Origin of the sequence: Actinomadura sediminis (genome assembly GCF_042675525.1) — a bacterium.
Classification (GTDB): Bacteria; Actinomycetota; Actinomycetes; order Streptosporangiales; family Streptosporangiaceae; genus Spirillospora; species Spirillospora sediminis.
Map to the genome: position 1 here is coordinate 59,828 of NZ_JBHTJA010000018.1, position 12,150 is coordinate 71,977.

A 12,150-nucleotide genomic window follows, 5' to 3' on the forward strand; every position below is an offset into this window, starting at 1 on the left:
CACATACCGGCGGTATGTCAAGTACGCTATTCACGTACCGTCGGTATGTCAAAGGGAGCGCGATGGACGGCGTCCGGCACAGGCAACGCGAGCAGACGCACCGCAGGCTGCTGCGCGAGAGCAGGCGGCTGTTCGCCGAGCGCGGCTACGCGGCGGTCGGGCTCACCGAGATCGTGGCCGCCGCCGGGATGACCAAAGGCGCCCTCTACCACCACTTCGACAGCAAGGGCGACCTGTTCCGGGAGGTGCTGCGGGAGGTGCAGGGCGAGGTCGCGGCGCTGGTCGCGGCGACGGCCGACGCCGAGGACGACCCGTGGGACCGGCTCCTCGCCGGGTGCCGGGCGTTCCTGACCGCGAGCACCGCCCCGGACGTCCAGCGCGTCATGCTCGTGGACGGCCCGGCGGTGCTCGGCTGGGCCGAGTGGCGCGCGATGGACGAGGCCGCGTCCGCGCGGCACCTCACGGACGCGCTGACCGGCCTGATCGAGCTGGGCACGATCGCGCCGCGGCCGGTCGAGCCGCTCGCGCACCTGCTGTCGGGCGCGATGAACGAGGCGGCCCTGTGGCTCGCCGGCTCGGCGCACCCCGGCCGCGACCTGGACGACGCGTGGGCCGCGCTCGCGCGGATGCTGGAGGCGTTCCGCGTCCGCTGAACGCGCGTGCGCCGGACGCGCGTGCGCCGATCAGGCGGGGACGTCCCAGAAGGCCAGCTCGTGGCGCATGCCCTCGAGGAAGAACCGTTCGGCGCGCGCGGGGTCGGCGCCCGACTCGTCGATCATCTGGGCGCAGCGGCGGGTGAGGGCGGCGAAATCGGGGTCGGCGTAGGTGTCGACCCAGCGCCGGTACCGGGGCTCGGCGGGCGGGTTCTCGGCGAGCCGCAGGCCGAGGGTCGAGTACCCCCACATGCACGGGTACAGGGCGGCGAGGCCGTCGGTGTAGGAGGCGGCGCTCTCCAGCAGGAACGCGCTGTACGCGGCGCAGGCGGGGCCCTTCTTCGCGCCCTCGAGGTCTGCGCCGAACTCGGCGGACAGCGACCGGTGCAGGGCCAGCTCCTCGTGGAGCGTGGAGTGCGCGAGGTCGACGAGGACGCCCAGGTGCGCGTCCGGGGCCTGCCAGGCGAGGCGGGCGAAGACGCGCGTGTAGTCGAGCAGGTAGAGGTAGTCCTGCTCCAGCCAGGAGCGGAACACCGCCTCGTCGAGGTCGCCGCGCGCGATCCCCGCGACGGTCGGGTGCCGAAGCTGCTCCTCGACCAGCGGCAGGCCGAGCTCCTCCAGATGCGCCGCGAGACTCATGCGGGGATTGTCCCATGTACCCGCCCAGCCCGATTCCCGGCCGGAGCGGACCCGGACCGCCGCGAGCCCTCGGGCGAGTCGGCGACTGCGGCAAGCGGGCAAAGACCAGGGCCCCGGCCGGGCGGTGCGGCCCGGCGGGGCCCTGATCGAGCGCCGATGTGCGGGTCGCCTCTCGGCGAGATGCACAACACGGCTCCAGCCGAACGGTATTCCGTGAAGGCTATAGGTGAGGCCCGGGGACACCAGGCACATCGGCTGTCTCGTATAACCGACGGGGCCCCCGGGATTGTTCCCGGCGCCCGGACGACTTCGCCGGATTGGTCCTGCGAGGTCATGGGGTTCTCCCGGGCCGCCGGGACCTGCCGGTGTCCCGGTCCGGCCGGAAAGGATCGCGGAAGGCCCGGCGGGGCAGGGAAAATTTCTGCACAATGCTGCGGGTGACAAGGAAGTCGCGGGCGGTGCCCACCGAGCGGGACGCCGAGCTCAATCGCGCCCTGCGGGCGGCGCAGGACGGCGACGAGCCGTCCTTCCGGCTGCTGTACCGCGATGTGCAGCCCCGGTTGCTCCGGTTCGCCGCCGCGCTCGTCGGCGCGGACGCCGAGGACGTGACGTCCGAGGCGTGGCTGCAGATCGCGCGCGACCTGCCCGGCTTCCGCGGCGACCTGGACGGCTTCCGCGGCTGGACCGCGACGATCACCCGGCACCGGGCCCTCGACCAGCTGCGCCGCACGTCCCGGCGGCCCGCCGCCGAACTGTCCGACGACGTCCTGGTCGCGCTCGCGTCCGACGGCGACACCGAGGCGGACGCCCTGGACGGCATCGCCACCCGGGACGCGCTGCGGCTGATCGCCGAACTGCCCCCCGACCAGGCCGAGGCGGTGCTGCTGAGGGTGGTGGTCGGCCTGGACTCCAAGGCGGCGGGCAAGGTCGTCGGCAAGCGTCCGGGAGCGGTCCGGACGGCCGCGTACCGGGGGCTGCGGCGGCTCGCCGACCGGCTGGCCGCGCACCCGGACGCGCACCCGGACGCGGCATCGGACACGAAACCGGACGCGGAACCGGGCACCGGCCCGCCACCGCGTCCGCGGACGGATCCGCTCCCCCTCCTGCAGAGTGACAAAAGCGGCGGTACCGGCGCTGAAGGGGTGAGATGAACGACGACCGCAGGTCCGGGCGGCCGGGGCGCCGGGCCGCCGAACTCCTCCTGTCCGGGTCCGCCCCGGCCGGGAGGCACACCGCACTGCGCGAACTCCTCGACGCCGCCGCGGCGCCCGCCCGTCCCGCCGACCGGGCGGGCGAGGACGCCGCCGCCGCCGCGTTCGCCGCCGCCGTCCGGGCGCGGCACGCGGAGCCCGAACGCCCGCGGCGTCCCGTCCTGCGCCGGTTCCTGACGGTCAAGGCGATGGTGGTGGCCGTGACGCTCGCCGTCTGCGGCGGCGTCGCGATCGCGGCGGGCACCGGCAACCTGCCCGGCCAGGGCGAGCGGGCCGAGCCGTCGCCGACGCCGACGCCCGCCCGCACCGACCCGGCGGCGCCCGGACGGCACGTCAACCCCGTCGCCCCGCCCGCGCTGTCGACCCCGAACGCCCGCTCGTCCGCCCCGGCGACCGCGCCGGGCACCCCGGGACGGACGGTGCCGCGCGGGCCGTCGCCGAGCGCGCGGCCGTCGGAGCGGCCGTCGGCGACCCCGGGCCCGCCCGAGGACCCCGCGCCGTCCTCGCCCGTCCGTCCGAGCGGCCCGCCCACGGGACCCGGCGAGAACGCGAACACGCGGACGGAGAAGGCGCAAGGCGGGAAGCCCCGCCACGGGCCGCCGGCCAGGAACAACGGTTCGAGAGACTAGGGTCCTGAGGGGACTCCCCGGCGGACGAAGAAAGTCACGGGGAGGGTGTCCATGGGGGGAACTCCCGTTCGTAGAGATGGCATACGGCAACACGACACGGGAGCGAACACCATGAAGTACATGCTGCTGATCAACACGGCCCCGGCGGACAGCGCGGAGGAGGCGGAGGCGCTGGCCGTCTGCGACTTCTCGGACTGGCAGAAGTTCGACGCCGACATCCAGGGCGCGGGCGTCGTCGTCGCGTCGCACGCGCTCGCCGACATGACCACGGCCACGAAGGTCCGGGTCACCGCCGACGGCGAGCGGATCATCACCACGGACGGCCCGTTCGCCGAGGCCCGCGAGGTCCTCGGCGGGTACTACGTCATCGACGTGCCCGACCTGGACGCGGCGCTCGACTGGGCGGCCCGCTGCCCCGGCGCCCGCGACGGCTCCATCGTCGTCCGTCCGGTCACCGACGAGTACTGACGTGCCCGAACCGGACGCCCGGGCCTCGGTCGAGGCGATCTTCCGGGAGGAGCGCGGCCTGCTGCTGGCCGCGCTCGTCCGGCGGTTCGGGGACCTCGACCTGGCCGAGGAGGTCGCCTCGGACGCGATCGAGGCGGCGCTCGTGCACTGGCCGGTCCGGGGGGTGCCGCCGAGTCCGGGCGCGTGGCTGATGACGACGGCGCGCCGCAAGGCCGTCGACCGGCTGCGGCGCGACCGCGCGTACGCGGCCCGTCTCGCCCTCCTGCAAGTGGAGGCGGAACGGACCGGGCCCGCCCCGGCGCCGGCGCCGGACGGCGGGTTGCCGGACGAGCGGCTGCAGTTGTTCTTCACGTGCGCGCACCCGGCGCTGGCCGCCGAGGACCGGGCGGCGCTCACCCTGCGGTGCCTCGCGGGCCTCACGACGCCCGAGGTCGCGCGGGCGTTCCTCGTCCCGACGGCGACGATGGCGAAGCGGATCGTGCGGGCCAAGCACCGGATCCGCGAGGCCCGCATCCCGTTCCGGGTGCCCGGACCGGACGAGCTGCCCGCGCGGCTCCCGGGCGTCCTGCAGGTGCTCTACTCGATCTTCACCGAGGGGTACGCGGCCGCGCGGAACGACCTCGCGGAGGAGGCGGTGCGGCTGGCGCGCATCCTGCGGCGCCTGCTGCCGGACGAGCGGGAGACCGCGGGGCTGCTCGCGCTGATGCTGCTCACGCACGCCCGGAACGCCGCGCGGGTCGGCGCCGACGGCGGCCTGCTCCTGCTGGAGGAGCAGGACCGCTCCCGCTGGGACCGCCCGCTGATCGAGGAGGGCCGCCGCCTGGCGGAGGAGGCGTTGACCGGCGGCGCGCCCGGCCCGTACGGGGTGCAGGCCGCGATCGCGGCGCTGCACGACGAGGCCCCGGACGTCCCGTCCACCGACTGGCCGCAGATCGTCGCGCTGTACGACGTCCTGCTCGCGCTGACGCCGTCGCCGGTCGTCGCGCTGAACCGGGCGGCGGCGGTGGCGATGCGGGACGGCCCGGCGGCGGGACTGGCGCTCCTCGACGGCCTGGCCGGCGAGCCCCGGCTGCGCGGCTACCACCCGTACGCGGCGGCCCGCGCCGACCTGCTGCGCCGCCTCGGCCGCTTCCCGGAGGCCGCCGCCGCGTACCGGGAGGCCCTCGACCTCGCCGAGACCGAACCGGAGCGGGCCCTGATCCGCCGGCTGCTCGACGCCGTCGGGACGTCCGGCTGAGCGGGCGGTGCTTCTCCGAGGTCTCACAACGTGGTTCGGCGTGTAACGGCGCTCCCCGCCGCGCGTCCGGGAAGCCGAGCGTGCCGGGGGTTGACCTCAATCAATGTTGAGGTCTCAGAGTGGGGGCGGGCCGGTCGTCCGGCCCAGTCATCTGACGGATGCCCGGTCACGGCGGGCCTCCGTAACTTCGAGGACATCACGAAGAGCCCGCTCAAGGAGAAGAGATGACCGACACGCCGCTCCGCCTCGCGATCGTCATCGGCAGCACCCGGGAGGGCCGGCTGGGGCCCACGGTCGGCGCCTGGTTCGCCGCACAGGCCCGGCAGCGCGACGACATGACCATCGACGTGATCGACGCCGCGGACGTCGATCCGCCGTCGTCGATCGGCGCGCCGACGTCCAAGACGTTCGACCGCGCCACCGAGGTGCTCGCCGCGGCCGACGCGTACACCATCGTGACCTGCGAGTACAACCACAGCTATCCCGGCACCCTGAAGAACCTGATCGACCACCACTTCCACGAGTGGCGCGCCAAGCCCGTCGGCTTCGTTTCGTACGGCGGTTACACGGGCGGGAAGCTGGCCGTCGAGCATCTGCGCGGCGTCTTCGCCGAGCTGCACACCGCGACCATGCGCGACATGGTCAGCTTCCACGGCCCGTGGAACGGGTTCGGCCCGGACGGCCTCCCGGTCGACCCGGACGGGGCCGGCGCCGCCGCGAAGGTCCTGCTCGACCAGCTCGCCTGGTGGGGGCACGCGCTGCGCGACGCCCGCGCCGTCCGGCCGTACGGAGCCTGACATGACGACCATGACCGCCCCCAGGGCCGTCCCCGCGACGGGGACGGCCCCCGGGCCGATGACGATCGCGCTGGTGCTCGTCCTCGGCTCGATCATGATCTCGCTCGACATGACGGTCGTGAACATCGCCGTCAACCGGCTGGCGCAGGAGTTCACGGCACCGCTCGCCACCATCCAGTGGGTCGCGACCGGGTACTCGCTGGCGCTCGGCGCCGTCATGCCGACGACCGCGTGGGCCGTCGGCCGGTTCGGCGCCCGGCGGCTCTACCTCGCCGCGATCGCCGCGTTCGGCGGCGCGTCCGTGCTCGCCGGGCTCGCCTGGAACATCGAGTCGCTGATCGCGTTCCGGGTGCTCCAGGGATTCAGCGGCGGCCTCGTGATGCCGGTCGGCATGACGATCCTGCTGCGCAGCGCGAACAGGGACGAGCTGGGCAAGGCGATGAGCACGATGGGCCTCGCGATCCTCGTCGGGCCGCTCGCGGGACCCGTCCTCGGCGGCTGGCTCATCGACGAGGTGTCGTGGCGGTGGATGTTCTTCATCAACGCGCCGATCACGGTCGCGGTGGTGCTGCTCGCCGCGCGGCTGTTCCCCCGGGACGTCCCCGGGGAGCGGCGCCCGCTCGACGGCGTCGGGCTGCTCCTGCTCTCCCCCGGCCTGGCGGCCCTGATGTACGGGGTGACCAGCGGCGGCGAGCGCGGCGACTTCACGGCGCCGGCCGTCCTGGTGCCGCTGCTGGGGGGCGCGGCGCTGATCGCCGGGTTCGTCGCGCGGGCGCTCACCGCCGCGCACCCGCTGATCGACCTGCGCCCGTTCCGGGACCGGTCGTTCGCGGCCGCCACGGCCACCCTGGCGCTGTTCGCCACCGGCTACTTCGGGTCGATGCTGCTGCTCCCCCTCTACCTGCAGGTCGTGCGGGGCGAGTCGGCGACGGTCGCGGGGGCGCTCGGCATCCCGTTCGCGCTCGGCTCCGGCATCGCGATGCAGATCGCGGGCCGGATCGCCGACCGGGTGCCGCCGGGACGGCTCGTCCCGGTGTCGGCCGCGCTGGGGCTCACCGGGTTCGCGCTGTTCGCGCTGCAGCTCGACGCGGACGCGCCCTACTGGGCGCTGTGCGCGACGATGGTGCTGATGGGCGCGGGCGGCGGCGCGACGATGATGCCGGCGATGACGGCGGCGACGCGCGGCATGTCGCACGCGCAGGCCCCGGCGGCGAGCACGACCGTCAGCCTGGTCAACACGACGGCCGGGGCGATCGGCACGGCGCTGGCGTCGGTGGTGCTGGCGACGCGGATGGACGACCTGGTGCCCGCGGCGGGCGAGGGCGGCGCCCTGCAGGCCGTCCACGGGCTCGGCGCGGACGCCCGCGCGGCGATCGCCGGGCCGCTCGCGGGGGCGTTCCAGCACACCTACCTGTTCGCGGTCGCGATGATCGCGCTGGCGCTCGTCCCCGCCCTCCTTCTTCCCCGCCGCCGCCCGGCGGCCGAGGAGGAGTGAGCCACGGGGACGCCCCCGGCCCCCCGGGCCGGGGGCGCCGTCGCGGTCAGACCTCCTTCAGGAAGCCGCCGTCGACGGCCACCTCGGCGCCCGTCGTGCTCGCCGACCGGGGCGAGGCCAGCAGCGCGATGACGTCCGCGACCTCCCGCGGGTCGACGAGCCGTCCGGTGACCAGGTTCATCATCTCCGCGGCGCCACCGTCGAGGATCGCGTCCCGGTCGGCGCCGGTCGCGCCCGCCAGGACGTCGGCCGCGCCGCCCTCGTCCGTCCACCACGCGGTCCGGACCGGGCCCGGCGACACCGTGTTCACCCGGACGCCCTGCGGCCCGTACTCCTCCGACAGCCCCTTCGTCAGGTTGTTCACGGCGGCCTTCGCGGCGTTGTAGTCGTAGTTCATCGGCCCCGGCCTGCGCCCGTTGCCCGACGACACGTTCACGATCGCCCCCGCGTCGGCGTCCAGCAGGTGGGGGATCGCCGCCCGCACCGTCCGGACGACCGCGAACAGGTTGAACTCGAACATCGCGCGCCAGTCGTCGTCGGTCGGGGTCAGGAACCCGAACCGCGGGAGCGTCGCCCCCGGCGGCGGGCCGCCCGCGTTGTTCACCAGGACGTCGAGGCCGCCGAACGTCTCGACCGTCCGCCGGACGGCCTCCGCCGGGGCGGCCGGGTCGGTGAGGTCGGCCGGGACGTGCAGGAGGTTCGGCCCGGCGAGCGCGTCGAGGTCCGCCCCGGACTTGCGGGAGACGGCGGCGACGCGGGCGCCCTCGTCCAGCAGGGTCCGGACGACGGCGAGCCCGATCCCCTTCGACGCGCCCGTGACGAGCGCGACGCGGCCGGTGAGCTGCAGGTCCATGTGGGTTCCAATCGTCGGTGCGCACGCCCCCTCCGGGCGTGCGACACCTGAACGAACCCCGCGGAGCGGCGTCCGGTTGCACCGGATCGCCGGCGGCGCGGTCAGTGCTCGGGGCGCCAGGCGAGGGTGCCCGCGGTCTCGTGGACGCGGCCGAACTGGACGTCCGCGAAGTGGATTCCGAACGCGAGCGTGCGGCCGTCGCGGAGTTCGTCCGCGAGGCGGCGCCGCAGCCCGGCGGCCCGCTCGTGGTCGTGGTCGACGGCGACCTTCCAGCCGGGGTGCTCGAACTGGACGGGCGAGTGGAAGGAGTCGCCGAGGGCGATGAGCCGCTCGCCGCCCGACTCCAGGACGTAGGCGGTGTGCCCGGGGGTGTGGCCGGGGGTGGCGAGGACGCGGACGCCGGGGAAGATCTCGTCGCCGTCCCCGACGGTCTCGACGCGGTCGGCGACGGCGTCGAGCTCGCCGTCGCGGTGGTCCCATTCGGGTGCGGCGACCAGATGGCGGGCGAACCGGTCCGACCAGCCGACGTGGTCGGGGTGCAGGTGCGTGTAGGCGACGGCCTCGACCTGGTCGGGCGTGCGCCCGAGCGCGGCGAGGTTGTCCAGGAGCGCGCCGCCGGCGGCCGCGCCGACGTGCGGGTTCGCGGGGTCGTCGGCCTGCCGGACGGGTCCGATGCCCGCGTCGATCAGCAGGGCGCGGTCGCCGTGCTCGACGAGGAGGCCGCCCATGCTCGCCGCGAGCGCGCCCGAGGCGGTCAGGACGTCCGGGTGGCGCGCCCAGTCGGCGTCGGTCGTGTCCGGGAACCAGCCGCGCGACCGGAGCCACCCGACGCCGTCGGGCACGTAGCCGACGCGCAGCTCGCCGACCTCGGCGGAGCGGATCGGGGCCTCGGTGTTCCACCTGCTCATGGCGTGCCTCCACGGCGATCGGGACCGCCCTGCGCGGCCCGGCACCGGGAACGTTATAGCTAGAACTATTCAAGTTGCAAGCTTATCGGGGGTGCGTAGACTGGCCGGGTGGAAGCGCAAGCGGAACCGCACGCCCTGGCCGAGCAGGAGATCTGCGGGCTGGTGAAGGGCCTCGCGACGCAGCTCGAGGTCCACGTGCGCGAGCGCGCGGTGAACCTCGACCTGACCGCCCCGCAGGCCACCGCGCTGCGCGAGCTCGCCGGGCCGATGACCATGCGCGACCTCGCCGACCGGATGAGCTGCGAGCCGTCCAACGCGACGTTCATCGTCGACCGGCTCGAACGGCTCGGGCTCGTCGAGCGCCGCCCCCATCCCACCGACCGCCGCGCCAAGATCCTCGCGCTGACGCCGCAGGGGACGGACGTCCGCGCGCGGCTGCTCGCGATGCTGACGGAGAACTCGCCGGTCACCCGGCTCACGCAGGAGGAGCAGCGGACGCTCCGCGAACTCCTCCTGCGCGCGACCGGCCGGGCCTGACGCCCGGGCGGATCAGGGGACGACCCGCAGCGAGCGGACGATCGTGTTGACGTCCGCCCAGTACTGCTGGTGCGTGTTCGGGATGTCGATCCACAGGCTGGACGGACGCTCCTGCCCGGTGTCGACGACCACGACGACCGACAGGTCCATCGTCGCCCGCAGGTCGGACTGCTCGAAGTGCATCTCCCGCACCAGCACCCACGCCGGACGGCCGCTCACCTTGAACGGCTGCGACGCGACGTCGCGCCCGGTCGTGCCCTCGCGGAAGCCGTCGAACTGGCGGGCGTCCTGGATCGCCGCGGCGACGTCCCGCAGCCGGTTCGGGCCGCTGTAGGCGCCCATGACGCCGTCGTCCACGACCCGGGAGCCGATCAGGGCCTGCCACTCCGCCTCGGTCTCGAACTTCTGGCTGCCGGTGTACGGGCCGTACGGTTCGGTGCTGAACGGCTCCCACGGCCGCCCCAGCTCGGCGTACGACAGCCGCGCCTCGGCGTCGGTGACGCGCCCGACGACCCGCGCCCCGGTCCCCGGGTAGCGCTTCAGCTCGACCGTCTTCTCGAGCCGCTGCACCTCCGGGGTGATCGCCCCGGTCAGCGGCGGTAGCTTCGCCCCCGCCACCGGCTTCATCCGCTTCGCCGTGCCGCTGCACGACGCCTCGCTCGTCCCGCTCGACCGATCCTGCTCGACGACCTTCCCGTCCACCAGGATCGTGCAGGTCAGGGCACCGGCCGTGCCGTCCTCGTCGTTGCGTGCGGAGACCCGCAGGTACTCGTCGCCGTCCGCCTGGAAGTCCATCCGGAACGGCAGCTTGGTCGCCGCGATCGTGTCGGTCTCGATGGAGTCCGGCGTGTAGTACGTCAGCATCGCGTCGGAGCTCTCGCCGGTCACCAGGTACGTGACCTTCTTGGGGTCGCCGACCGTGTTCGCGAGCCAGACGATCGCCACGACCGGCTGCGCGAGCGCGAGACAGGCGCCCAGGACCATCACCCAGTCGGGGACGTGCTTGTTGATCCGCTTCGCGCGGGGCGACATCGAGCTCACGTGCGCGCCTCCCCGCCCGCGGGAGCGGCGGCCAGCGCCGCCGCGGCCTCCCGGACCTCCGCCAGCCGCGCCCGGAACTGCTCCTCCGAGCCCGAGCCCTTCTGCATCGCCCGGTAGGCGTGGTCGGCGAGCCGCACCTTGTTCCCGTAGGCGTTCAGCGCCGCCACCCGCTCCCTCATCCGATTGCGCGCCTCGTTGACGGTGCGCCAGCGCGGCTTGATCGCCTGCCGCAGGGCGTCGTCGCCCGGGTTCTCCTTGGCGAGCCTGCGCAGCGCACGCTTCTCGACCGTCGCCTCCCGGCCGGCGACGGCGATCTCCCACTCGATCGCCCGGACGTCGACGCCGTCCCCGTCCAGCAGTCCCGCCTTGTGGATCTCGGACGCCAGGACGGTCTCGACGGCGCGCTGCGCCCGCCCGACGTCCTGCACGGTCCCGCCGAGGTCGTCGGTGAGGTAGTACCGGCCGTGGTGGGCGCGGCCGAGCCGCTCCCGCACGCCGTCGCCGCAGCACGCGTACAGCACGATCCACGACACGATCTGCAGGGCGGTCCCGCCGCCGAGGAACGCGCCGAACCCGAACCGCCACCACAGCAGGGCCGTCCCGATCTGCGCGAGGACGCCGAGCAGCGCGCCGATCCCGCCGAGCAGCCACGGCAGCGTCGCGGCGGGCGCGAACCCGCACGCGGTGGCGATGCCGAGCGCCCACCACCGGTCGGCGCCGGTGCGCCCGCCGCCCTTCGGCGGGTCGTCGCCCGCCGGCGTGAGCCCCTCCGCGCTCTCGGCCAGCACGTCGCGTTCGTCCGGCGGCAGGGACGGATCCACCACCGGCCTCAGCAACTTCTCCGTACTCATCTGGATCTCCCCGCCTGGTCCGGTCCGGAGAGATTATGGCGAGTAACCCCTGGTGTCCGAAAGGCGGCCGGGGAATCCGTCCGGGAGGGCGTGCAGGGCCCGCGCGGAGGCCCCGCGGTACCGGCCGAACGCGGCGGCGGTCACGGCGGAGCGTCGCCGGGCCCCGTCACTCCGGCGACGCTCCGCCGTCCCCCTCCCGGCCGCCCGGAGGCGCGACGTTCGCGCGCAGCAGCGCGAGGAAGGCGCGGAAGAGGCCCGGCATGTCGATCTCGTCCGGCTGCAGCAGCCACTGCTGCTGCAACCCGTCCATGACGGCGAGGAGCAGCGGTGCCGCCTGCTCGGGGGTGACGCCGCCGGGCAGGTCGGGGCCGCACTCGGCGCGGACGATGTCGGCCATCCACTCCCGGGACTCGCGGTAGCGGTCGCGGAAGAAGTCCGCCGCCGGATGGTCGTCGAGGACGCTCTCGGCGGACAGCACCGTGAACGACTGCACGATCCCGCGCCGCTCCCGGTTGTAGTCGATGATCGCGGAGATCGTGTCGAGGGTGATCGTCCCGCCGGAGTTGCCGAGCGCGATGACGTCCAGCCCGCGCTCGTCCCGCAGCCGCAGGACCTCGGCGAGCAGCCGGTCCTTGCTGGGGAAGTAGTGCAGGACGCCCTGCTGGGACAGGCCGACGCGCTCGGCCACGGCGGCGATCGAGGCGCCCTGGTAACCGCGCTCGCCGAAGACGTCCAGGGCGGCGAGGAGGATCTCTTCGCGGCGGTTCCGGGGCATGGCGCTCAGGATAGACCCGAGGTTACATAACAAGAAAGTCACATCACCTACCGATC

Annotated in this window: 14 protein-coding genes; 8 read left to right on the forward strand and 6 right to left on the reverse strand. The window is 74.4% G+C overall.

The features are described from left to right. Nucleotides 1-62: 62 nt before the first annotated feature. Nucleotides 63-653, forward strand: a complete 591-nt coding sequence (locus ACFQ11_RS12585; protein ID WP_378298451.1) for a TetR/AcrR family transcriptional regulator — start codon at nucleotides 63-65, stop codon at nucleotides 651-653. A gap of 30 nt (nucleotides 654-683) precedes the next feature. Here the strand turns inward: ACFQ11_RS12585 and ACFQ11_RS12590 are convergent, their stop codons facing one another. Further along, nucleotides 684-1,292, reverse strand: coding sequence for a TenA family protein (locus ACFQ11_RS12590; protein ID WP_378298452.1), 609 nt, complete (start codon nucleotides 1,290-1,292; stop codon nucleotides 684-686). 437 nt (nucleotides 1,293-1,729) lie between these two features. On the opposite strand from ACFQ11_RS12590, the gene ACFQ11_RS12595 reads away from it, so the two are divergent. The 6 genes from ACFQ11_RS12595 to ACFQ11_RS12620 all read left to right on the forward strand — a co-directional run bounded on the left by ACFQ11_RS12595 (nucleotide 1,730) and on the right by ACFQ11_RS12620 (nucleotide 7,129). Beyond that, nucleotides 1,730-2,443: an RNA polymerase sigma factor gene (locus ACFQ11_RS12595; RefSeq protein ID WP_378298453.1), complete on the forward strand. Its 714-nt coding sequence runs from the start codon at nucleotides 1,730-1,732 to the stop codon at nucleotides 2,441-2,443. Continuing rightward, nucleotides 2,440-3,132: a hypothetical protein gene (locus tag ACFQ11_RS12600; RefSeq protein WP_378298454.1), complete on the forward strand. Its 693-nt coding sequence runs from the start codon at nucleotides 2,440-2,442 to the stop codon at nucleotides 3,130-3,132. The genes ACFQ11_RS12595 and ACFQ11_RS12600 overlap by 4 nt, the downstream gene beginning before the upstream one ends. Nucleotides 3,133-3,243: 111 nt before the next feature. Further along, nucleotides 3,244-3,600: a YciI family protein gene (locus ACFQ11_RS12605; protein WP_378298455.1), complete on the forward strand. Its 357-nt coding sequence runs from the start codon at nucleotides 3,244-3,246 to the stop codon at nucleotides 3,598-3,600. Between the two features lies 1 nt (nucleotide 3,601). Then, the gene (locus ACFQ11_RS12610; protein WP_378298456.1) at nucleotides 3,602-4,837 is read left to right on the forward strand and encodes an RNA polymerase sigma factor; all 1,236 of its coding nucleotides are present in this window, start codon (nucleotides 3,602-3,604) and stop codon (nucleotides 4,835-4,837) included. Nucleotides 4,838-5,061: 224 nt separating this feature from the next. After that, entirely contained in the window at nucleotides 5,062-5,634 is a 573-nt protein-coding gene (locus ACFQ11_RS12615) for an NADPH-dependent FMN reductase (RefSeq protein WP_378298457.1), read from the forward strand. A gap of 1 nt (nucleotide 5,635) precedes the next feature. After that, nucleotides 5,636-7,129, forward strand: a complete 1,494-nt coding sequence (locus ACFQ11_RS12620; RefSeq protein ID WP_378298458.1) for a DHA2 family efflux MFS transporter permease subunit — start codon at nucleotides 5,636-5,638, stop codon at nucleotides 7,127-7,129. A 46-nt stretch (nucleotides 7,130-7,175) separates the two neighbouring features. On the opposite strand, the gene ACFQ11_RS12625 is transcribed toward ACFQ11_RS12620, so the two are convergent. Both ACFQ11_RS12625 and ACFQ11_RS12630 read right to left on the reverse strand, forming a co-directional pair. Next, complete coding sequence (locus ACFQ11_RS12625; protein WP_378298459.1) at nucleotides 7,176-7,982, reverse strand: SDR family NAD(P)-dependent oxidoreductase; 807 nt, start codon at nucleotides 7,980-7,982, stop codon at nucleotides 7,176-7,178. 101 nt (nucleotides 7,983-8,083) lie between these two features. Beyond that, nucleotides 8,084-8,890, reverse strand: coding sequence for an MBL fold metallo-hydrolase (locus ACFQ11_RS12630; RefSeq protein ID WP_378298460.1), 807 nt, complete (start codon nucleotides 8,888-8,890; stop codon nucleotides 8,084-8,086). Between the two features lie 108 nt (nucleotides 8,891-8,998). Between ACFQ11_RS12630 and ACFQ11_RS12635 the strand changes: the two genes are divergently transcribed. Next, a complete protein-coding gene (locus ACFQ11_RS12635; RefSeq protein ID WP_378298461.1) occupies nucleotides 8,999-9,427 on the forward strand; it encodes a MarR family winged helix-turn-helix transcriptional regulator in 429 nt (142 codons plus the stop codon). 12 nt (nucleotides 9,428-9,439) lie between these two features. On the opposite strand, the gene ACFQ11_RS12640 is transcribed toward ACFQ11_RS12635, so the two are convergent. The 3 genes from ACFQ11_RS12640 to ACFQ11_RS12650 form a co-directional block, all read right to left on the reverse strand. Continuing rightward, the gene (locus tag ACFQ11_RS12640; RefSeq protein ID WP_378298486.1) at nucleotides 9,440-10,459 is read right to left on the reverse strand and encodes an MmpS family transport accessory protein; all 1,020 of its coding nucleotides are present in this window, start codon (nucleotides 10,457-10,459) and stop codon (nucleotides 9,440-9,442) included. 5 nt (nucleotides 10,460-10,464) lie between these two features. Beyond that, a complete protein-coding gene (locus tag ACFQ11_RS12645) occupies nucleotides 10,465-11,319 on the reverse strand; it encodes a hypothetical protein (protein WP_378298462.1) in 855 nt (284 codons plus the stop codon). 166 nt (nucleotides 11,320-11,485) lie between these two features. Further along, a complete protein-coding gene (locus ACFQ11_RS12650) occupies nucleotides 11,486-12,094 on the reverse strand; it encodes a TetR/AcrR family transcriptional regulator (protein ID WP_378298463.1) in 609 nt (202 codons plus the stop codon). Nucleotides 12,095-12,150 lie beyond the last annotated feature (56 nt).